We start from the raw sequence: 22,429 nt of genomic DNA on the forward strand, positions 1-22,429 counted from the left end.
CTTCATGTCTGAACACAGCCCACCGGCAGCGCCAGGATCAGCGCAGCTTCCACCACTGGTGGTGGTGCTGCTGGGACCCACCGCCAGTGGCAAAACGGCTCTGGCCCTCGAGCTGGCGGAACGCTTTGAGCTGGAGATAGTGAATGTTGATTCACGGCAGCTCTACAAAGACATGACGGTGGGCACGGCCAAGCCGACCACAGAGCAGAGAGCACGGGTACCCCATCACCTGCTGGACCTGCGCCGACCTGATCAGCCAATCACCCTGCGCGAGTTTCAGGACGAGGCCCTGACAGCGGTGAACCGCAACCTGGAACAACGGGCTGCGGCTTTGCTGGTGGGTGGAAGCGGCCTTTATCTCAAAGCACTGACCGATGGCCTGAAGCCACCCTCGGTTGCCCCTCAGCCGTCACTGCGACAGCAACTCACACGACTAGGCCAGGGAACCTGTCATCAACTGTTGATGGACGCAGACCCTGAGGCAGGTCGCCGAATCGCCGCGGCGGATGCAGTTCGCACCCAACGCGCCCTGGAGGTGCTCTATGCCACGGGCAGGACGATGAGCTCGCAGACCAGTGCCAGCCCACCTCCCTGGCGTGTGCTCGAACTCGGCCTCAATCCAGCCAATCTGCGCCAGCGCATCAGCCAACGCACCGAACAGCTCTACGCGCAGGGGTTGATTGAAGAAACCCAGCAACTGAAAAAACGCTACGGAGCTGACCTGCCGTTACTGCAAACCATCGGCTACGGCGAAGCACTGCGGGTGCTGGCAGGTCAGCTCGATCGAACCGGCGCCATCGCACAAACCACCAAGCGCACGCAACAGTTCGCCAAGCGCCAGCGCACCTGGTTCAGACGTCAACACCAGCCTCACTGGCTCAGTGATACCGATCCCTTCAAGGAAGCCAGTCAGCTGATCGAAGCCGGTCTAGGGTGAGGATTGAAACCCCGCCGGGCCCGTTTGTTCTCCGGCAGCCTCTTCATCACTGAATGCCACCACGTCCCCGTTTTGACCGCCGTGCTCCTGTCAGGGAGCTCCCCAACATCAACGATCGCATCAATTACCCACAGCTGCGTGTGGTGGATGCAGACGGCACTCAACTTGGAGTGATTGATCGGGAAGAAGCGCTATCAGTGGCCAAAGAACGGGAACTGGATCTTGTTCTGGTCAGCGAAAAAGCTGATCCGCCGGTTTGCCGGATCATGGATTACGGCAAGTACAAATTCGAACAGGAGAAAAAGGCCAAGGAAGCCAAGAAAAAATCGCATCAGACCGAAGTTAAAGAAGTCAAGATGCGATACAAAATTGATCAGCACGATTACGACGTGCGGATCGGCCAGGCTCAGCGTTTTCTCAAGGCAGGCGACAAAGTCAAATGCACTGTGATCTTTCGCGGCCGCGAGATCCAACACACCGCTCTTGCTGAGGTTCTGCTCAGGCGCATGGCCAAGGATCTCGAGGAGCCAGCTGAGATCCAGCAGCCTCCCAAACGCGAGGGTCGCAACATGATCATGTTCCTCACGCCGCGCAAGACGCCTCTAGCCAAGCAGGACGAAAAGGAAGAAGCGGCTAACAAAGCGGTGCGCACGATCACTGCACCGCCGCGCACGGCGGCAGCGCGGCAGATCAGCAAACCAGGAACGAACGGGTAAACCAGCGACAAGCTCCGAGAGCTTGCAATAACGCTTACAGCTGAAATTGTGTCTGGAAATCACGACGCCTGAGCCGTGGCATTGCTCCATGAGCGCAGAAAAGTCTGGTTTGACCTGCTGTCTTCGTCCCCAACCGGAGAGTTTGCGACAACTGATCCAAACAACTGTCCAGCAAACCCTTTCAAAACTCCAATCAGCTGGCTGGAGGTCATCTCAAACTGGGTTGAGAGACCCTCAGCGAACGAGGAAGAAGCTTGAGTGAGCTCTTGAAAGGGACTGAAGCCCACACCTCTGAGACGCAAAAAGCTCGTATGAAAGGCACTCACAAGCAGACATTGATCAGCGAAACAGAATTGGCATAGGGACACCAACCACACCAGCAATTGTCACCGAGCCAATCAGTCTTTAAGGTGGCCGCATCTTGATCTGGCCCACCGGCGTGCGATTCCACATCCAACAGGAAAGCGACATACCGGCTTCAACCCAGCTCTACAACCAAATCTGTTTCGCAATCGCAGCACGGCACTACCCGCCGGGGCACCGACTGCCCAGCACACGGCAGCTGGCCATGCAGACGGGATTGCACCGCAACACCATCAGCAAGGTGTATCGCCAACTGGAGACCGATGGCGTGGTGGAAGCCATGGCCGGCTCCGGCATTTACGTGCGTGATCAGCAAAAGCCAAGAGAACTGCGGACACCCACCAACATGCGCAACCGCGGGGTCACCGATGTGGACCGCGAAGTGCGCAAGTGTGTGGATGGCCTGTTGAATGCGGGCTGCACCCTGCAGCAGACCAGGGATCTGCTGACCCGGGAGATTGACTGGCGCCTGCGTTGCGGTGCCAGGGTTCTTGTGAGCACCCCGCGGGAAGACATCGGTGCTTCGATGCTGATCGCTGAAGAACTCGAACCCTGCCTCGATGTACCGGTGGAAGTGGTGCCGATGGAAGAACTGGAAAGCGTTCTGGAAAGCGCCAGCAATGGCACCGTTGTGACCAGCCGCTATTTCCTTCAACCGGTGGAGGAACTGGCCAAGCGACATGGGGTGCGTGCCGTGGCCGTGGACCTCAATGACTTCCGAGAGGAGCTGGCCATGCTCAAGGAGCTGCGACAGGGAAGCTGCGTGGGGCTCGTGAGCATCAGCCCCGGCATCCTGCGGGCTGCGGAAGTGATCCTGCACAGCATGCGCGGCAACGAGCTGCTGCTGATGACGGCCACTCCTGATGTGGGCAGCCGGCTGCTGGCCCTGCTCCGAGCCTCCAGCCATGTGCTCTGCGATCGCCCCAGCATGCCTCTGGTTGAGCAGAGCCTGCGCCAGAACCGATCCCAGCTGATGCGCATGCCTCAGTTGCATTGCGCAGAGAGCTATCTCAGTGGAGACACGATCGAACTGCTGCGCAAGGAAATCGGCCTGCAACTCAGCTAGCCAGCGCAACCGGTGCCGGCGACAGGTGATGATGCCTGAACCAGGCAAGCGTGCGGTCCGGACCGAGTCATGTTCAAGTCGATCCGAGCCGACCTGGCCCTCATCCGTGAACGCGATCCTGCAGCCCGCGGCGCCCTCGAGATCCTGCTTTGCTATCCAGGGTTTCAGGCCCTGACCCTGCATCGCCTCAGCCACCGCATGTGGCACTCACGCTTGCCGCTCAAGCTTGCGTCCAGATTGCTCAGCCAACTGGGCAGAGGCCTGACAGGAATCGAGATCCATCCAGGAGCCCAGATCGGCAGCGGAGTGTTCATCGACCACGGGATGGGGGTGGTGATCGGTGAAACGGCGGAAGTGGGAAATCGCTGCCTGCTCTACCAAGGAGTCACCCTTGGAGGCACCGGAAAAGCAAGCGGCAAACGTCATCCCACGCTGTGCAGCAATGTGGTGATTGGCGCGGGCGCCAAAGTGCTTGGCGCCATCACGGTGGGCAGCAATACAAGGGTCGGAGCTGGCTCTGTGGTGGTGCGTGATGTGGAAGCGAACTGCACGGTGGTCGGCATCCCCGGACGCGTGATTCATCAAAGCGGCGTGCGCATCAATCCCCTGGCCCACTCAGCACTGCCAGACGCCGAGGCCAACGTGATCCGCAATCTGATGGAACGGATCGATCAACTGGAAAACCAGGTGAGCACGCTCCAGGCATGCCTGAAAGCACTCTCAACGGGTCGGCCGATCAGTGAGGTGCAACCTGGAGAATCCCAGAATCTCAAGGACCGAGAGATCCTTGAATTTCTTGGTGATCGTGAGGACACATGAGCCAAGCAGAACACATCCGGCCCAAGTCACGGCATCCACGCGGCCTGAGTTTTGCCAGGAGTCTTCTGCATCATCGAGAGTTATGGCTGCGCTTGAGTGAGCGCGAAATCGCTGGCCGTTATCGCGGTTCAATTCTCGGTTGGGGCTGGAGTCTGCTGACTCCATTGATGATGTTGGCGGTGTACACCTTTGTGTTCTCCACAGTGTTCAAAGCACGCTGGGGCGATCTAGAACAAGCAGGATCATTCGGGTTTGCCATCAATCTGTTTGCCGGCCTGATCACATTCAGCCTCTTTGCCGAATGCGCCACACAGGCACCAACACTGATTCTCAAGAATGTGAATTACGTCACCAAGGTGATTTTTCCCTTGGAATCACTGGGTGCCGTATCCGTGGCCGCCGCTCTCTTTCACGCGTTCACCAGCACCCTCGTGCTGATTGTTTTCGAGCTCATCGCCATTCAACAGGTGCCACTCACCATTGTGCTGCTTCCGATTGTCTGGTTGCCCTTTGTGCTTGGTTGTCTGTCGATGAGCTGGTTGTTATCAGCATTAGGAGTTTTTCTGCGCGATCTGGAGCAACTGATGGGTGTCGCCGTCAGCATGCTGATGTTTCTCAGCGCTGTGTTTTATCCGCTGTCGGCCCTGCCTCCCAGATTGCAAGCCTTGATGGGACTGAACCCACTCGTTGTGGTGATCGAACAGAGCAGGCGTGTTTTGGTGCAGGGAGACATGCCGAGTCTGAGCTATGTCGTGTTTGGCTCAGTGCTGATGCTGGGGGTCTGTGAATTCAGCTACAGATTCTTCTGCAAAGCTCGCCGGGGGTTTGCCGATGTGCTCTGATCTGGCCCTTGAAGTGGAAGAGCTCGGTAAGCTTTATCCCATCTACGAGCATCCTCGCGACAGGCTGCTGCAAGCCCTTTGGGGAAAGCGAAAACAGCTGTATCGTCCATTCTGGGCCTTAGAAAAAGTGAGTTTTCAGCTCAAACGCGGGAAAACTCTCGGTGTTGTTGGCCGCAATGGCTCTGGCAAAAGCACACTGCTCCAGTTGATCTGTGGCACGCTCACGCCAACAACGGGCAGGGTCTGGGTTGAAGGCCGCATCGGAGCTCTGCTTGAGCTGGGTAGTGGCTTCAATCCAGAATTCACGGGCCTGGAGAATGTTTACCTCAACGGCACCCTGTTAGGGCTCACAAAAAGCGAGATCAATGCACGGCTGGACACGATTCTTGAGTTTGCGGGGATCGGTGATTTCATCCATCAACCTGTGAAGACCTATTCCAGTGGCATGGCTGTGCGCCTGGCTTTTTCCGTACAAGCGCATGTTCAGCCTGATCTTCTGGTGGTGGATGAAGCCCTGGCGGTCGGCGATGAGATGTTCCAGAAGAAGTGCTACACCCACCTGGAGCAACTCAAGGACAACGGCACATCGATCCTGCTCGTCACCCACAGCTGTCCGCAGATCCTTCAACACTGTGATCAGGCACTGCTTCTCAGCGGCGGAGAACTCAAGCTGATGGGGTCGCCCAAACTGATCACTAGCACCTACCAACGACTCAACAACGCGCCAGCTGCTGAGTGGAGCTCCCTACTGGCCCAGGCCGCCGATCGACTTGATGAAGGCTATAACCCTGGGCCTGAGACAGGATCGCCTGATCTCAGCAACGCGGAGCATGACGCCAACCTGGTGCCCAGCTCGAGCGTGAGCTACGACGCCCGCGGCATTTGCATCGAAGCGGTGGAAGTGCTCAATCAAGACGGGAAAGCGGCCAATTTGATCCCCGTTGGAGAAAACTTCAGCCTGCGCTTCTCCTACCGAGCCGACGAACCGCAAAGCGATCTGAGTCTTGCCTGCAACATCGCCAACCAGACCGGCCTGCGCATCACCGGTCAGCAGCACCAGGGGCCTATCTGCGCCGCCGGTGACACCTTCAGCTTGACGTTTCACTTCAACGGCGGCCTGCTGCCGGGTTTGTATTTCATCGGAGGCGGGATCTGGCCCAGCAATCGCCCCGGCGACTTCCTGCATCGCGTCGTCGATGCCTGTGCATTAAGGATCACCACTGATACAGCGGTAAAAGGCTTTGGCCTTTGCGATCTCAGCTCCGGATCTCCAACATTGCAGCAGGTATCGCTCTAATGCTCAGCTCGCTTGCCTGCGGAGATCTCGAACTGAACATCATGCATCCCAATGGGATGCCCACCCTCGTGCCATCACCAGGGCTCGAGCAGCGCTTGGATTGGAGACTGCACAAGCAATCGGAACCAACGCGCAAGGGGAGAAACAGTGAGCCTGAAACAGACAAAAGCCCCCTGCCACCTTTGGCCGTGCACTTGCATGTGCACTACCTCGAAACCCTGCCAACGCTGCTTGACGCCCTGAGCGCTTGCCAGTCGGGGCTTGAAGATCTGCGGCTCTGGATCAGCACGGACACTTCAGCCAAAGCTGACTCCATCACCAAAACGCTTCTGCAAAGCCCTATCGCTGAACAAGCCAGATCCACTGAGGTGAGGGTTTGTCCCAATCGCGGCCGCAACCTTGGGCCACTGTTACAACATCTCTGGCCCGAGCTTCAGCAGGAAGCACTGGTGCTGCATCTGCACGGGAAACGCTCGCTTGAAACCGACATCGGAGAAGCCTGGCTTGCGCAACTGCTGAAGCGACTGCTCCCTGACGGAAAGACTATTCAGGCCCTGCGACAACGCTTCCACAAGGATCCGCAGCTTGGGCTCGTCATGCCGCAACCGCCTGAGCTGATCCGCCCTTACCTGAACTGGGGGAACAATTTCGAATTGGCACATCAACTGCTGAAGCCGCTCGATCGACGCCTTCACCGCGATGCTGTGTTGATGTTTCCAGCCGGTGGAATGTTCTGGGCGCGCCCCGCAGCCCTGGCCCCCCTCACTCAGTGCTTTCAGTCACTTCAAGAACTCCCTCCGGAACCACTGCCGATCGACGGCAGCAGCTTGCACGCCATGGAACGGGTGGTGGCCCATGCCTGCGAAGCCTCTGGCCATCTCTGGCAACTGTTCTGCGAGAACCCAAGCGCTCCTTCAACAACAGGCCCCACAACCATCAGCGTGCTGAAGCCCCAGACCGAAACATTTGAACAAGCAACGGCTCTGCTTGCGGCACACCTGCGTCAGCAAGACGAACAACTGCAATGCGCCCAGCTGAATCTCGATCGCTGCACCCAACAACTGGAATCTGCGGAGGCGACCATTCAGCAGCTGATCACAACCACTGAAGAGCTGAACAAGCTGAACAACACGATGGCCAGCTCCCGAACATGGAAACTGCGGCGGCTGTTGAAGCGGCTGGTGCGAGCTAAGACATGAACATCGACGAAATCATGACGCGACACGACGCATGTTGATCATCATCTCGAGCACATGTGTTAGCCCACATGGCGAAATTGAATTAGGGGGTCTGGGGTCATCGGCGCTCAGATCGACTTATACGCCGATGAGGCCAAAGCGTTGCTGTTCGATCTGACCCTACTTGACGTCAAAGACATTACATAGCTGATTTTTCAACACGGCCCTGAGCTACTGCATCGATAGGCTCCTCTACTCAGATCTAACTTGAAATCCTCAAGCAAAGCATTAGATACCAATGCCAACGAAGCTGCTTTTCAGCTGGTCGCCTACTGACACTGGCACCATACTTACAGAATAATCCAAGTAGAACCTGGTAAAGGCTGACGACCGACTCGGCCGCCCGACCCACGCTCAAAACCAAACGTCTACCAAAGCCCTGGGCCCATCCAGCTGGGCAAACTGACCTCAAAGCAGTCGCTGTTGGGCAACTTTGAAGACAAGGTCAATTCCTTTGCTGCATCCGAACAAGTTTGCAACTGCTGACATACATACGGCCCGATGCGTGTTAAATTGAATGCTCACATCCCTTCCGGCACAGGCATCCTGAAAGCACGTGACACTGCCTGGACTGGCCTCATCCTACTCAACCTGCAGCCCATCCGGATATTATTTACGTGATGGAGTTGACAGTTCTCGACGAGTTCTTAGACTTCTGACGACTCTTCTCTTTTCTTGAGGAACCTTGGCTTCTTTCAAAACTCTTAAGGGCCCCGGCGGCTCAGATCGCATCGGTGCAACCTATGTGGGATCCGACTCAGTCGATAACATCGTTTTCGAGGGAAATGCTTCAGACTTTTTCCTAGGTGCTGAGCCTAACAACGATTTCATCGCGTTTAACAACGTAAATGCGCTGTCAACTGGCACATTTACATAATGGCACCATCAGAGGTGGTGCAGGAAATGACACCATTGCTCAACTGAATGCTGGTGCTGATCACGTTGGCGCTTTTTACAACGGCAACAAGGGCAACGACTTCATTGGAAGCAGGGTTGCAGGCGTAAATGCCAACAATTCCACAATTCAGGGTGGCCAGGGAGACGACACAGTCAATACCGGCAACGGAACAGGAACTGTGTTTAATGGCAACAAAGGAACTGACACCGTCACCATCGCTGGAGTCGTTACCGCTTCTACAATTGGTGGTGGTCAGGGTAACGATACTCTTGGCTTTACTGCTGTCGGTACCACAGCTCAAACTTCATGGCTCTTGGGCCTTGGCGATGACACCTTGACAGAAGGTGTAGCAAATGGTTTTCTTAACGGAAATACCATTGACGGTGGTGATGGCGCTGACACCCTCGCCATGAACGTAGCAACCACTGCTTCGGTCACCGTTACAGGTGGAAAGGGTAACGACAACCTCACTACAGGCTCAGGTGAAGACGTCGTTAATGGTGGTGTAGGCAACGATACCATCACTGGCGGTTTTGACAATGATCAACTGACAGGCGGCGGTGGCCGAGACATATTCAATTACGCCAATAACAATGAAGTCTTCAACGGCAATTCCAATTCAGCGCAAGCTGTTTATGATGCCTCACTGGCCGCTGGAACAGTTGATGTGTTGACCGACTTTACAAGCGGTACTGACGCAATTCAGACGACCAATGCACAGAGATTCAACGCTGTTAACGAAACTTTCAACCTTGCTGGCGCAGCGAATGGTTATGCCACTTACGCTCTCGCTAATACTGCTGCCACCAACCGCATTCAGGCCCAAGGTAATGATCGGTTCGCTATGACTGCAGTTGGTAGTGCTGGTTCCTGGACCTCTTACCTGTTCGCCGCTGGTAATGATGGTTCGGCCTGGGCAATCCAGATTGGAGAAACTGGTGCCTTTGCAACAGTTGCTCAAGCACAAAGAGCAGTCGTTATTAACGATCTTATCGTTTGATAGCTTCATCTCTATAAAGACTGAGACCCCGCAATTGCGGGGTCTTTTTTATTGGATAGAAAATGATGCTCTATGCAAACAAACAGTCAAACCCTCACTGTACAAATTTGCAAAGATTTATTTGTGTACAAATGAAGCCTCAAGCCGAACAACAATGAAATAAGTGCAGAGTTTTGCAAAGATCTGAGTCAATAGTTCATCAAAAAATATTATTAGCTTTACCAGCCATCAAAAGTTAGCAATCGAAAATTAATTCCAGACTGACCATTACCTAAGATATTACAGAAGAAGAAAGCTCTGTCAATAGTTTACAGGCATAAGTAAATATGACCTCAAAACAACATCGAATAGCAAAATAAAAAATCTTATGTAGCAACGTCTTAGATACGACCAATGAACTACTTTCTTCAACCCAATCAGCCAAGCCAAGCAATAAAACCACTGTCAAAGAATGTCAAAATCCTAGAACCATGAAGAGACTTACCAGAATGGGAGATCCGGTTTATTAAAGCCAATGCAATCGAGGTATTCTGAAACATGAGACAACCATTACAGAATTACGGAAATAAGCAACCAGAATTGCAATGTTTAAGCCGTTTTTTTTACTGTAGGCCTGAGAAATGATAAATTTAAACTTCTTATGCTTTGAGGTCGACAGACAACGAGCAAGACGCAAATGCACCGAGCTTAATCTTAACTTTTATGAATAGAACTATAGTCGCTGGAAAATCTGATTTTCATCCGCAGGTTTGATCAGGCGATGCCACAATTGAGATTCCCAAGGATTTCACAACCCATAAGGTCGTAGACAAAAACCGTCCGCCCTGTTCACGATCTTGATGGCAGCTCCCGCTGGGGCAGCTCATCCAGTAGCGGCAGGAAGGATGGATCGCCGTGCTCAAGTGTGAGAAACTCCCGGCAGGCCCAGCTGGGTTTGAGCACAGGGAAGTGACCCAGCAGTGTGCCGGTAGCCGCTGTCTCCAGTGGGCCCACAAAATCTGGCGGTGGCCAGGCGGCGCTGCGCAGCTGCTCCAGCTGAGGGGCGCTCACGCAGAAGCTGCCGGAATGGGGATTCGAAGCCTCCACAAAGCTGAGCTCCTGGCCATCCCAGAAGCGACCGCTGGCCACCACCGCTTCATCACTGGCCCACACCGGCTGCATCTCTCCCTCTTTCTTGATTGGCCCATCCACATACAGATGCTGGGGTGCATTGGCCTGAGAGGGCTCGCGGCGATGGGGCATCAGCACGCCACGGTGCTCCGTGCGCTTGTGGAACCAGGCCAGCTTGTCGGCATACTGCCGATCCTCAATCACCAGATCATCTTCCAGATACAGCGAAAGATCCGCAGGGGCTGGCATGTCGAGCAACTGGCGCACCGCCGCCAGGGGCAGCTGGCGCGGATCCTCCAGCTCCAGATGGTGCAGCTGCAGCCGGGGCGCATACAGCTCCACCACCTCCTGCAGCCAGTGTTCCCCGCATACGAACAAATGCAGTTCCACCTGCAGCTCCGCCAGACCGGCCAGGCTCGAGACCGGCGTGAGCTCCATCTGCTCTTCGGCGATGTTGAGAATCCAGTCACGCGGAGCGCGGTTCAGCGCCAGAACACTTCCCAGACAGCGTGCCAGCGCCAGGCAGCGCGGAAGGCGATTGCCGCTGCGCCCGGAGCCGTAGCCGTCGCTGCCCTCGCTGACCTCCTCCCGGAAGAAATGGGGAATCACCACCCGCAGGCGCAGAGCTGACACGATCAAGCCTTAAAGCTGCGGCACCATAATGAGCCACGCCAGAAGCGCTTGCCATGAAGCTGCTGTTCGTGCACCAGGGCTTCCCAGGCCAATACATCCATATCCTGCGGGCACTGGAGGCCCTGGGGGGCCATCAGCTTGTGGGGCTGGGGATCGAAAAGAGCGACGAGGTGCTGCCCAGCGGCATGCATTACTTCCGCTACCGCCTGGCGCGCGGCAATCAGCCCGGTATCCATCCATGGGTGCAAGACACCGAAAGCAAGGTGCTGCGCGCCGAAGCCTGCGCTCGCGCAGCCAACCAGCTCAAACAGAAAGGCTTCACGCCGGATCTGATCTGCGGCCACCCCGGCTGGGGTGAACTGCTCTTCCTGCGCGATGTCTGGCCCCAGGTGCCGCTGCTCACCTACCAGGAATTCTTTTACAACCCGCGCGGCTTCGATTACGACTTCGATCCTGAACTGCAGGGCGAGCGGGACTGGGCCGGCTGCGCGCGGCTGCGGATGAAAACCACCAATCAGCTAGTCAATCTGGCAGCCAGCAGCTGGTGTGTGACGCCAACCCAGTTTCAGCGCAGCAGTTATCCGGCCGCCTGGCACGATCGCATCAGCGTGATTCACGACGGGATCGATACCGACAAGGCCTGTCCCAGCAAGGATCCCAAGGCTGTGACCCTCGCCGACGGCACCGTGCTCAGCCCGGGCCAGAAGATCGTGACCTTCGTGAATCGCAGGTTGGAGCCCTATCGCGGCTGCCACACGATGATCCGAGCGATTCCGCATCTGCAGCAGCTCAATCCGGACGCAGAGCTGCTGATCGTGGGTGAAACCAGTGGTGTGAGCTACGGCGCCGATTGCCCCGATGGCGAATGGAAGGATAAGTTCCTGGCGGAAATCGAAGGCCAATACGACCCGAGCCGCGTGCATTTCGCCGGCAAGGTGCCTTACGAGCAGTTCATCCCGATCCTGCAGCTCTCCCAGGCGCACGTGTATCTCACCTATCCCTTTGTGCTGAGTTGGAGCCTGCTGGAAGCGATGAGCTGCGGCTGCGCCGTGGTGGGCTCGGCTACGGCGCCGGTGCAGGAGGTGATCCGGGATCGCCACAACGGCTTGCTGGTCGATTTTTTTGCACCAAAACAGCTGGCGGAAGCGATTGCCGAACTGCTGAGCGAGCGCAAACTGGCCCAGGAGCTGGGCGAGGCGGCACGGGCCACCATGCTGCAGCACTACCGGCTGGCCAACTGCGTGCAGCGCCAGCTGGCGTTGATGGAACTGGTGGCCAGCGGTTCGATTGGCGCCTTGAACTGAACTGGTTGTTCTGGACAGACCCCATCCATTGCAGGTGTGAGCGTTTCAGGCCACATTGCCCTCTCGAAAGCAGAAATGCCCAATGTCAGATAAGGATCGATGAATGGCTGCGGCTGAGGGCTTTCAACCATCCGGGTGGCGGTAGACCACCATCACCTGGTCGCGCGGGTGGCCCCAGCCACCGATGTAGTCCATCCGATAGCCCTGATCCGAGCCAAACGTCTGCATCTGCTCGCGCGTATAGGCAAAATAGCCGTGGTCGTGGGGATCACTTGGATTATCCCGCTGTTGCTCAACCTCGAAGAATGTGGCAAAAAAACGACCATCCGGCTTCAGCCACGGCCGCAGCTTCTCGAGACAACAGCCGATCAGCGGCGGCGGCAGATGGGTAAACAAGGATTGGGCGATCGCTGCATCAACCGGCGTTGCAAACTGCTCAAAGGCAAAATCAGCGGAACACAGCAACCTTGGGCGCTGGCTCGCCAGCAGCGTCTCCCCCAGCTCTTGGTGAATGCCGGCATCGAGCAGCTGCTGCTCCTTGTCCATCCCCAGGTAATGGCCCGGTTGCAGATAGGGGATCACCTTGACACCCAATCTCAGGGATCCACAAGCAATATCGAGCAGCACCTGCTCCGGCCGCAAGCCCTGCTGCTTGAGAAAGCTGAACTGGAGATCACCAATCTCATCCCACTTTCCACCCACATAATCTCGATGGCCGATCTGGGTAATGCCTTCAGGACCCTGGGCCTTGTCCGAGGAAGTCGCGTCAGCCATCCGGTTGCCTCGACGCCACCACCAACCCATTGATCACTGATCTGACGAAAGGGACCTTAACAGCTCACCATTGCAACCCATATCGCCGCTCCATTGCCTCATATGTGGGAGCCAGCTGCCAGCGCAGCCTCTGCACCAGAGCTGGATCAAGATGCTCAGCTTCGCCGGCACCAGCGTTGAGCCGCCCTACCTCATGGGGTAGAGGCCAATCTTCAAGCTGCAAATACGCCAGCACTCGTTGCCACAGGCCCTCAGGGTTCCCAAACAGATCCTCACTACGCAGCAGCAGCAGTTGATCCCGTGGGAACAACTGCTCGTAGCGCATGAGCTGTTGCTCATAGCGGCTACGACTCAGATAGCTGTGCACCTGATGGGACAAGTGGCGACCATCGTTGGCCGCCAGAACAGCCTCAGCCCCCTCCAACCTGCCAAGCTCAGCCTCCAGGGCTTGCTCGACATGCAACGGCTCAAGCCCCAGCCGGCGAGAGTGGAACAACCCCGAAAGACAACGCTGCACCGGATCCCTGAGCAGCACGATCAGGCGCGCTGCCGGCAGCATTCGCCGGATGCGGGCTGGAGCCTCGGGGTGAAACAGGTAGTAAGGAGTGATCTCGCCGCAGCGCTGCTCTGGCTGCGCCGCCACAAACTGCTGGCGATACCACCCCTCTCCCTCGCCGTAGTGAAGGCTAAAAAAATGCAGTTCCTTGACGGGCGGCAGAAAGACTCCAGGATGCTCTTTCAACATGGCCTGCAGGGTGGTGGTGCCCCCCTTCTGCACGCCCACTCCTAGAAAGTCCGGCAGCCTGCCATCCATACACTGCTCCTGGTGGAGGGCTCATCGCGTCATGATCATCGCTGATTCCTTCCTCTGGCTTCATCTCCCGAAAACCGGGGGAACCTCCATGAACCGCCTTTTTCATGAAAGGCAACTCAGCGGGGTTGACGTGGACGATGATTCGACGCCCCTCAAGCATGACTCCGTGGCCCTGCGAGAGAGTCGAGGAGCATGGCGTGCCAACGCACGCCAACGGTTCATCACCAGCCGCCGACTGGAAGATTGGTTGATCAGCGACTGGGAACACAAACGCCGGCACATGAACTTGCCGGATCTGGATTTCGAACCCGTGCGCAGTGGTCTGTCTTATTCCTTACGACTGGGCGGAACCTGGGTGGCTGCCGACTGGTGGCTCCAATACTTTGAAATCGATCAGCAGGTCACCGCGTTGCGTCTCGAGACACTGCAGGACGATCTCAACCGCCTGCTGCTGCCTCTGCTGCCAGAAGGCACAGCACCCTTTCAAGCTCCACCGCGGGACAATGCACGGCCAACAAAGCCAGCCGAACACCCCGGCTTCAGCTCAGCCGAGCGACAGCGCATCGCGACTGTGAACCCACGTTGGAACGCCTGGCAGAAGCGGGTCTATGGAGCAGGAATCGCAGCATGAATCGTGCGCCATTGATCCTGGTGGTGGGCATGCACCGCAGTGGCACGTCCCTACTGGGATCGATTCTCGAGGCCCTCGGCGTCGCCTTGCCCGGGCCTCTGATCCCCGCTGATACTCACAATCCCGCTGGCTACTTCGAGCGATCAGACATCAGGGCCCTGCAGGAAGAGCTGCTGATTGATCTCCAGCGCTGGTGGCCCAGCGAACAGGGCACCCTGGCGCTTCCGCAGGATTGGTTAACAACGCCGCGCGCCCAGCGCGCCGCCATCTGCCTCAAACGACTGCTGACGGTCGATCTGCAACAACAACGAGGGCCTTGGGCCATCAAGGATCCGCGCAGTTCGCTTCTCTTGCCGCTCTGGCGACTTGTGGCAGCTGAGCTGAATCTGCCCTTACGCTTGCTGCTCGCCTTTCGGCACCCAGCAGAGGTGGTTACGTCGCTCGTCAACCGCGATGCAGCAGCCACCGAGATGACCAGCGCGCGAGCGCAGGCTCTGTGGATTCGCCATCAGCAGCAACTGCTGGTCGACGCGGGTGATCTGCCTCTGCATGTGGTGAGTTACAGCAGGTGGTTTGACGAGCCCAAAACTCAGATCCAGGCCTTGCAAACGTTCTGCCGGCCAGACAACAACGATCCAACGGCCGTGCAAACGGCATTGGGCTGCATCTGCTCTGACTATCGCCGCAGCCAGACCCACGGCCAAGCCCCCCGCCTGAAGCGCCAGGTCAGGCGTTGGCATCGACAACTGGAGCAAGCCGCAGCCGGGTCGGTGGGAGCACTGCGGCATTGGGCCAGACGACAGCCGGGGCCATCGGCGCATCTCAACCCCCGGAACCTGTCAACGCCCAATCAGCACCCCTGGAGCCGAGCACTCAAGGCTCTGGGCAGTGATCAAAGCGAACTCCAGGCTGCTGGGATCCAAGCCTGGACACAAAGCGGCATTGCTCCCATCAGCCTTGCTCAACTGAGATGTCTCAACCATCCAGGCTTCCCCGGCGATGACCCCAGTGCCGACCAGGGAGGGCCTCTCCCTCAGAGACTGAAGCTTGGCTTGATTGGGGGCTCCCTGGAGGACTGGACAACACACCTGTGGATCCACCACCTGCCACTCAGCCCGGGGAGCAATCCTGAGATCTGCTCTGCTGAAGCCACAAGCGACGCGGCGTTGCATCTGCAACGACTCGAGGTCACAGCGCAGGATCCAAAACTGCTGTTGCATCTCACCCAGGTGGAGAGGGTGTTCGATCCCGACCCCGATCAGGTGAAGCTGTTACGGCTTCTCGGCGTGAATGCTGAACAGCTCAGTATTCACCACACCCTCCACAACGCAGCGAAGGAGGGCTGGCTAAACAGCAACAACGTTGACGCCTCCACCCAGTTAGGCCTGCCTTGCCCAGAAGCACTGGTGATGCTTGGCGGGGAGTGGCTCTGTCTGGGCAGCAGCGAAACGGATGACAGCTGGCAAAGGCTCCCTGCTGCTCTATTGCATCTGCCTGTCTTTCCCCCCGCACCGGCCCTCTCTCGAGCGCAAGCCAGGCTGCTTGCGGCATGGATTCAAGCTTGCTGCAGCGCCGGCCTCAATCTGGTGCGCATCGATCCCCAATCATCAGAGCCATTGCTCTGGCAGAGCCTGGGTGTTCTCTGTTTTCAAAATCCAATCAACCCCGAGGAACTGCTCGAGGAATTGGCTTGGCACAAAGCAGGCAAACCTGCTCCGGGCACAATTCACACACCGTCACCAACCGCGCAGGTGCTCTGGCAGCACGCCAGTGACCTGCCGCCCGAAGTCTCGATCTGCATCAGCTCCTACAACTACGCCAAACGAATCTCTGCCGCCCTGGAGAGCTGTCTTGCTCAATCATTGCCTGCCGTGGAGTTGTTGATTGTCGATGACGCCTCCACCGATGACAGCCTCACACGATGCCATGAATGGCTTGACGCACACGGGCATCGATTCTGCAGCGGGAAACTACTGAAACACCACAAGAATTCAGGCCTGGCTGCTGCACGCAACACCGCATTTGCCGCCGCCTCGGCGCCCTGGTGCTTGGTGCTGGATGCTGACAACCAGATCGATGCCAGGGCTTGCGAGCTTTGCCTTGGACTGGCCAAAGCAAGCCCTGACAAAACCGCTGTTGTGCATCCGCTCATCCGGATCTGCAATGACGACGGGCAGCCGTTGGGATTGGTGGGAGGCGGTCATCCCTGGCAGCGCGAGCAACTGCGAGCCGGCAACGTGATTGATGCAATGGCTCTGGTGCGACGCAGCGCCTGGGAAGCCGTTGGTGGTTACAGCCACATCCCCGGAGGCTGGGAGGATTTCGATTTCTGGTGCAAGCTGATCGAGGCCGGTTGGCATGGGGTGCTGTACCCGCGACCCCTCGGCACCTACACCCAGCACGGCGCGTCGATGCTGCAGAGCCAGACCAATCAACGCCAACGACAACTCAGCCGACTGCTGCAGCATCGCCATCCATGGCTGCAACTCGCTTTTGCCGCTGAGAACCGCTGATGACGCGCTTCAAGACCGTTCGAGTATTAATCAACTCACCGCTTGGTCGCCAGATCAAGCCGCTGGCGCGCTGGAGCTACGCCCGCTTGCTCACCAGTCTTGGCATGGATGTGCAGAAGGGCAGACAAGCCTTCAATCGCAGTCGGCCGACCGCGATGGTCGTGAGCCACGAGGCCTCAGCCACGGGGGCTCCGATCCTGGCTCTCAACCTGGTGCAGCAACTCAGCCAGACCCACAACGTGGTCGTGTTGCTGCTGAAAGGCGGGCCGCTGCTCCACCAGTTCCAGGCCAACAGCACTGCGGTGATCAAGGCTAAACGGATGTTTGTGAACCGCAAACTTGTCAGACGTGCCATGAAGGCAGCCTGTCCGCAGGGAAATCCTGAATTTGCACTGGTGAATTCGGTGGTCTCGGCCCCCCTGCTGGAGCCCTTGCGCGGAGAGGGGATTGCCTGCCTCTGCCTGGTGCATGAATTCGTGACCTACGTCAAACCACTGGAAGTCTTTGCAGAAGTGGGACTGTGGTCCTCGCGCGTGGTGTGTTCAACCCCACTCACCTGGAGCGATGTGCTCCGCCGTTGCAACCATCTCGCTGATGTGCGTCTGGCGGTGCTCCCGCAGGGCCGCTGCCAACTTCCTGCAGCCAGCCAAACCACCAGCGAGAATGATCTCAAACGGCCATCAAAGGTTGAAGCCAGTGATTTTCTGAACCAACTGCCGCAGGAAACACTGCTGGTACTGGGGGCCGGAGCCGTGCAACCCCGCAAAGGAGTCGATCTGTTCGTGGCGATGGCCGCTCAGATCGTCCAACAAGCTCCTGAACTCAACATGCGATTTGCATGGATCGGCAGCGGTTATGAGCCTGATCACGACTTCAGTGTGTCTGTCTGGCTGGAGGATCAGATCAGCCGCAGCGGCCTCAGTAACCACCTGGTGATGCTGGAGGAATCACCGGCTTATCAGGACCTGATCAATCGCAGCAACCTCTTTGTCGTGAGTTCACGTCTCGATCCACTGCCAAATGTGGCGATCGACGCGATGCTGGCCGCAACTCCTGTGCTCTGCTTTCAAGAAGCCTGCGGCATCGCCAACCTGCTGGAACAGCAACCACTCCTTCACTCAGCCGGCGTGGCTCCTTACTTCGACTACACCGTCATGGCTCGCAAAGCGGTGGCACTTCTGCGCTCTCCTGAGCGGATGAAGCAGCTAGGTGCTCTCACCCGCGAACACGCCAGCCGCTGGTTCCACATGCCTTCCTACATCAAGGAGCTGATCAAGCTGGCTGGCATCAGCCGTACTGAAGTCCGGCAGGAGGAATCCGACCTGAAGCTGCTGCTTGAACAGAAGCTGGTGAACGCCAACTTTGCCTACCCGGATCAACGCCTCACGGATTTAGCCCTGAACCAGCGTTACCTGCTCAGCTGGGGCAGCAACATCCGCGCACGCAAACCCTTTCCAGGCTTCCATCCAGGAATTTACAGAGAACATCAGCTTGCAAACGATGCACGCCGTGATCCGCTGGCTCACTGGCAGCAACAGGGACAACCCAAAGGACCCTGGCTGGTGTCACTGATTCAACCGCACGATGCGATTACACGCCTGCCTGATTCCAGCGAGGTCGCCCTGCACATTCACGTGTTCTATCCAGAGTTGTTGGCCCCCATCCTGGAGCGCCTTGGTCAGAGCACAGTGAAGCCAGATCTGTTTCTGAGTTTCAGCGATCCGCAGCTCGAATCAAAGATCCGCCAAATCCTGCACAACAATCAGCAGGAAGCCAGCCTTCACCCCGTACCGAACCGAGGTCGCGATATCGGCCCCCTGCTGAGCGAACTTGGCCAACAGCTCGATCGCAATTACACCATCCACGGGCATCTGCACACCAAAAAAAGTGTGTTGATCAATAGCGGCACAGCCGAACGCTGGCGTGATTTTATTCTCGCCAATCTGCTCGGTGATGCCGAGCAACCCATGGCCGATATCATCCTTGCCGCCATCAACAGCGATGCCGATCTTGGCCTGGTTTTTCCCGATGATCCCGGCTGCCTGGGCTGGACTGAAAACCGCGTCCATGCTGAACGACTGGCTGAGCGTCTTGGGATTCAACAACTGCCGCAAGCGATCAACTTTCCAGTGGGCACGATGTTCTGGGCACGTCAGGGAGCCCTGAGCAACCTCTACAACCTTGGACTGAACTGGAACGACTACCCCGAAGAACCCCTGGGCTATGACGGCACCATGCTGCATGCCATCGAGCGGCTGCTCCCTCAGATCTGCATGGCCAACGGCAAGCGCTATGCCATGACACATGTGCCTGGGCTTAGTCGATAAGACTGTTGCAAAGACGCTGAAGCCCCTCAGCGACAGTCACCCTGGGCGTCCAACCCAAAGCCTGCTTTGCTCGTGCAATGCAGAGAACGTTGGTGGGAACATCACATCCCCTTGAAGGCAGATACTCAACATTCAGGGATCGCTGCAGCTGGGTCTCCAACAGACCTACAAGCTGGTTAAGGCTCAGACCCTGACCGGAGCCAATGTTGAACAGATACTCATCCGATTGAAAGCGAGCCGCCATCAGCAGAGCTTCGACCACATCAGACACATCCAGGAAATCGCGCACCGTTGTTCCATCACCCCAGATCTGCAGGGGGTCGCCTCTCAACGCTCGTCCAAGGAACACGGGGACCACACCCTGTGTTGCATCCAAGCGCTGACGCGGGCCAAAAGGGTTCGCCACCCTCAACACCACCGCCTCGAGGCCGTGCAACTGGCGATAAAGAGCCACATATTTCTCGATTGCAAGCTTGGTGATGCCGTAGGAGCAGATGGGATCTGTGGGGTGGGTTTCCGGAATCGGCACCTCTCGAGGCACTCCATACACAGTTCCGCCCGACGACACCATCACCAAGCGCTTCACATCGGTGAGACGCGCTGCTTCAAGCAAATTCAATGATCCGAGCAGATTGACCTGCACATCCGCCTGTGGATCGTGATTGGAGGTCTGGGGAAGACTCCCGCAAGCCAGATGAAACACAACCTGCGCACCCTCCAGCGTTTGCTGCAGAGCCAGACCATCTGCCAATGGCACGGAAGACAGCGTCAGATCGGGATGGACCTGCGCCTCCGCACTGATCAGACCTGGAAGCTGTCGCCCCAAGGCCTTGACCCTGTACCCCGCACAAAGCAGACCATCCACCAGATGGGAACCAATGAAGCCACTGGCACCGGTAACAACGGCCTGCATGCCTTAACGCCTGATCACGCGAGCGTAGATCTGTTCGAGCTGATCGCCGTAATCAGCAATCGTTCGTGGAACACCTCCACGATTCACAAAGGCCGCCAGAACCCCCTGATCACGTACACATTGGATGAGATCAGCAGCCAATCTTCGACTGTCGCCCGGCGGAAAGAGCATGGCATTCACGCCGGAAACCACCCGATCTGCCATCCCATCAACATCTGAAAGCAAGAGCGGCAGTCCGCTGGCCTTGGCTTGCTCAACAATCAAGGGCGAATTCTCTCGCCAAAGCGAAGGTACAACGAGAACATCGAGAGACGCCAACACCTCAAACACCTGCTCTGAAGCGAATACGCCTCCAAAGCGAACCTGAGGCAGTGCATCAGCCTGACGCTGCAAGCTTTGCCAGTACTCAGGATCATCGGCAGGGTTGCCATACAACACAGCTTGCAGAGACTGATGCCGGCCCACCAATGCCAGGGCCTCGAGCAACACATGGGCACCCTTGGCCTGATTGAAACTACCGATGAAACCCACACGCAGTGATCGCTGCTCCGGCCCGGCCCAGGGCTTCCGCTGTGGCAGTACATCAAGTCCTTCCAAAGAAATGCCGTAGGGGCACAACGCGAAATGATGGGTCGAGACACCCATCTCTTCAAACGTTCTCCACATCAACTGAGAAGGAACCAGTACCTGCTCAAATTGCTCAAAGGCCTGGGCCATCAACAAAGGACGACGTTTGAGAGCCGAAAAAGGACTCCTCGGGATCAACGACAACAAGGGGTTGAGCCAACGCCAGAGCCAAAGCAGGATGAAGGCCAGTGGAGGACTGAAGCGCCGAGCGAGGTAGTTGTCAGGAAACTGCAGTTGGCCGGAGGGACAGACCATCCAGTAATCAGTCAGGCTTGCAAACACCGGCACGCGGCAACGCCGGGCAGCCTGAACAAGGGTGAGAGTATGCCGACGCAGATGAAACACATGCAACAGCTCGGGCTGCAGATCCCGAAGCAAAGCAATGAAGCCAGCTTCCAGTTCAGGCCTCCAATAACTCTGAGCGACTCCCCCCAAAAAAGGAGAAGCCTCAGGAGGTGGATTCATGCGAACCAACTCAAGCCCTTCCCAGCTCTCACGCCGCCAGGTTGGGCAACCAGGCTTATGAGGACCAGCGGTGAGGATCCAGACGTGATGGCCGCGTCTCTGCAGTTCTTCCGCCGTTCGCCTCGTGAGCGTTTCCGTGCCAGCGCGGAAATCAGGAAAAAACTGATGAACAGCGAGAAGAATTCGCATCAAGACGGCTCATGTCGTGATGGCCTGGAGCACAACAATGCTGCATAAAAACCCGCTGTACGCCACCAGCCATGTTTGCGTAACCCCAGCCTCAATGCAGTCGACAAACGAACGCAAACGGAAGCACTCCACAACCGTTCCAACTGCGCTGCACTCTCTGGCGAATCAAAACGGTTCAGACAAGCCCGCAACTGCAATAAACCTGGACTAATCAATCGCTGAGCAGAACGCCTGAGGTGGAAGACATCAACATCCCGAAATCGTGTGATCAACTGCCGGCGCCATCCTCGTGCACCCACCACATTGGTCTGATGCTGCCGGTAACTGGAACAGGATTCGGGCCAATAGTACAAACCACCCGCCTGGGCGGCCACAAGAGCAAGCCACCAATCATGCAGAACCACTTCTGGTGGGAAGGGTAGAGATCGCTCAACCGCCGATCGATTCAGCAACAACGCACAACCCGTCACCACGTTCTGCAATCCGATCTCAAACAGACCATCACGCCCAGGATGCAAACCCTGACAACGATGAAAGGAAGGGTGAATCTGATGACCCTCAGCATCAATCAAGCACTGATCACAATGCACGAGAAGGGGCCGGTCAGCACCAAGCCGATGCTCCAGAGCATCCATCTGCTGCAGTAAGCGTTCGGCTTTATCAACATCCCAAACATCATCCTGATCAGACAACATCACGTAAGACGCCTCACTCGCATAGAGAAGTCGTTCAAAATTACGGCAACTTCCCAGGCGCCCAGATTCCCTTATTGTTAAAAATTCAAACGGAACATCACTCTTTTCCTGCCAATGATGCAGGAATTCCAATGTCTGATCCGAAGAACAATCATCAGCAACCAACAAACGCTCAGGCAAAATAGTCTGCCTGAGAATGGATGCAATTTGCTGATCAAGGAAGCGCTCACCATTGCAAGTGGCCATGACGACCTCGTA

Annotated in this window: 17 protein-coding genes and 1 pseudogene; 12 read left to right on the forward strand and 6 right to left on the reverse strand. The window is 57.0% G+C overall.

Features of this window, described 5'->3' with window-relative positions; translation table 11 throughout:
• The first annotated feature begins 4 nt into the window (after positions 1-4).
• The 8 genes and pseudogenes from miaA (at position 5) to SIB58_RS14105 (ending at position 9,176) form a co-directional block, all read left to right on the forward strand.
• Entirely contained in the window at positions 5-937 is a 933-nt protein-coding gene (miaA, locus tag SIB58_RS14070) for a tRNA (adenosine(37)-N6)-dimethylallyltransferase MiaA (protein WP_066911329.1), read from the forward strand.
• 53 nt (positions 938-990) lie between these two features.
• Positions 991-1,653, forward strand: coding sequence for a translation initiation factor IF-3 (gene infC / locus SIB58_RS14075; protein WP_066911332.1), 663 nt, complete (start codon positions 991-993; stop codon positions 1,651-1,653).
• A gap of 439 nt (positions 1,654-2,092) precedes the next feature.
• The gene (locus SIB58_RS14080) at positions 2,093-3,082 is read left to right on the forward strand and encodes a GntR family transcriptional regulator (RefSeq protein WP_066911411.1); all 990 of its coding nucleotides are present in this window, start codon (positions 2,093-2,095) and stop codon (positions 3,080-3,082) included.
• Positions 3,083-3,148: 66 nt separating this feature from the next.
• Positions 3,149-3,901 (forward strand): annotated as a pseudogene (gene cysE, locus SIB58_RS14085) (serine O-acetyltransferase); the annotation flags it as partial.
• On the forward strand, positions 3,898-4,743 hold the full coding sequence (locus SIB58_RS14090; RefSeq protein ID WP_066911342.1) for an ABC transporter permease: 846 nt from the start codon (positions 3,898-3,900) through the stop codon (positions 4,741-4,743). The pseudogene cysE and the gene SIB58_RS14090, both read left to right, overlap by 4 nt.
• Complete coding sequence (locus tag SIB58_RS14095) at positions 4,733-6,040, forward strand: ABC transporter ATP-binding protein (RefSeq protein ID WP_066911414.1); 1,308 nt, start codon at positions 4,733-4,735, stop codon at positions 6,038-6,040. Before SIB58_RS14090 ends, SIB58_RS14095 begins: the two co-directional genes overlap by 11 nt.
• Positions 6,040-7,239, forward strand: coding sequence for a rhamnan synthesis F family protein (locus SIB58_RS14100; protein ID WP_067327361.1), 1,200 nt, complete (start codon positions 6,040-6,042; stop codon positions 7,237-7,239). The genes SIB58_RS14095 and SIB58_RS14100 overlap by 1 nt, the downstream gene beginning before the upstream one ends.
• An 887-nt stretch (positions 7,240-8,126) precedes the next feature.
• The gene (locus SIB58_RS14105; protein ID WP_414494669.1) at positions 8,127-9,176 is read left to right on the forward strand and encodes a calcium-binding protein; all 1,050 of its coding nucleotides are present in this window, start codon (positions 8,127-8,129) and stop codon (positions 9,174-9,176) included.
• Between the two features lie 828 nt (positions 9,177-10,004).
• Here the strand turns inward: SIB58_RS14105 and SIB58_RS14110 are convergent.
• Positions 10,005-10,919 carry a hypothetical protein gene (locus SIB58_RS14110; RefSeq protein WP_197461198.1) on the reverse strand — a complete coding sequence of 305 codons (915 nt, stop codon included), beginning with the start codon at positions 10,917-10,919 and terminating at the stop codon, positions 10,005-10,007.
• A gap of 53 nt (positions 10,920-10,972) precedes the next feature.
• Here SIB58_RS14110 and SIB58_RS14115 point away from each other — a divergent pair, with 53 nt between their 5' ends.
• Positions 10,973-12,223: a glycosyltransferase family 4 protein gene (locus tag SIB58_RS14115; protein WP_066911353.1), complete on the forward strand. Its 1,251-nt coding sequence runs from the start codon at positions 10,973-10,975 to the stop codon at positions 12,221-12,223.
• Positions 12,224-12,346: 123 nt separating this feature from the next.
• Here the strand turns inward: SIB58_RS14115 and SIB58_RS14120 are convergent, their stop codons facing one another.
• On the reverse strand, positions 12,347-12,997 hold the full coding sequence (locus SIB58_RS14120; RefSeq protein ID WP_067327352.1) for a class I SAM-dependent methyltransferase: 651 nt from the start codon (positions 12,995-12,997) through the stop codon (positions 12,347-12,349).
• Positions 12,998-13,061: 64 nt separating this feature from the next.
• A complete protein-coding gene (locus SIB58_RS14125; protein WP_082823441.1) occupies positions 13,062-13,811 on the reverse strand; it encodes a sulfotransferase family protein in 750 nt (249 codons plus the stop codon).
• A 31-nt stretch (positions 13,812-13,842) separates the two neighbouring features.
• On the opposite strand from SIB58_RS14125, the gene SIB58_RS14130 reads away from it, so the two are divergent.
• The 3 genes from SIB58_RS14130 to SIB58_RS14140 are packed head-to-tail and all read left to right on the forward strand — an operon-like array spanning position 13,843 to position 19,282.
• Positions 13,843-14,442 carry a hypothetical protein gene (locus tag SIB58_RS14130; RefSeq protein ID WP_066911360.1) on the forward strand — a complete coding sequence of 200 codons (600 nt, stop codon included), beginning with the start codon at positions 13,843-13,845 and terminating at the stop codon, positions 14,440-14,442.
• Positions 14,439-16,955 carry a glycosyltransferase gene (locus tag SIB58_RS14135; protein WP_082823440.1) on the forward strand — a complete coding sequence of 839 codons (2,517 nt, stop codon included), beginning with the start codon at positions 14,439-14,441 and terminating at the stop codon, positions 16,953-16,955. Before SIB58_RS14130 ends, SIB58_RS14135 begins: the two co-directional genes overlap by 4 nt.
• Complete coding sequence (locus tag SIB58_RS14140) at positions 16,955-19,282, forward strand: rhamnan synthesis F family protein (RefSeq protein WP_082823439.1); 2,328 nt, start codon at positions 16,955-16,957, stop codon at positions 19,280-19,282. Before SIB58_RS14135 ends, SIB58_RS14140 begins: the two co-directional genes overlap by 1 nt.
• On the opposite strand, the gene SIB58_RS14145 is transcribed toward SIB58_RS14140, so the two are convergent.
• From SIB58_RS14145 to SIB58_RS14155, 3 genes are read right to left on the reverse strand one after another with little or no spacing between them, the layout of a single operon-like run.
• Positions 19,272-20,195, reverse strand: a complete 924-nt coding sequence (locus SIB58_RS14145; RefSeq protein WP_066911363.1) for an NAD-dependent epimerase/dehydratase family protein — start codon at positions 20,193-20,195, stop codon at positions 19,272-19,274. The two genes, SIB58_RS14140 and SIB58_RS14145, sit on opposite strands and share 11 nt — an antisense overlap.
• A gap of 3 nt (positions 20,196-20,198) precedes the next feature.
• Positions 20,199-21,476 (reverse strand): glycosyltransferase, encoded by a 1,278-nt coding sequence (locus SIB58_RS14150; RefSeq protein WP_066911366.1) that lies wholly within the window; start codon positions 21,474-21,476, stop codon positions 20,199-20,201.
• On the reverse strand, positions 21,476-22,417 hold the full coding sequence (locus tag SIB58_RS14155) for a glycosyltransferase family 2 protein (protein WP_156486772.1): 942 nt from the start codon (positions 22,415-22,417) through the stop codon (positions 21,476-21,478). Before SIB58_RS14155 ends, SIB58_RS14150 begins: the two co-directional genes overlap by 1 nt.
• Between the last annotated feature and the right edge of the window lie 12 nt (positions 22,418-22,429).

The sequence above is a fragment of the Synechococcus sp. MIT S9504 genome (assembly GCF_047497135.1).
Taxonomy (GTDB): Bacteria; Cyanobacteriota; Cyanobacteriia; order PCC-6307; family Cyanobiaceae; genus Synechococcus_C.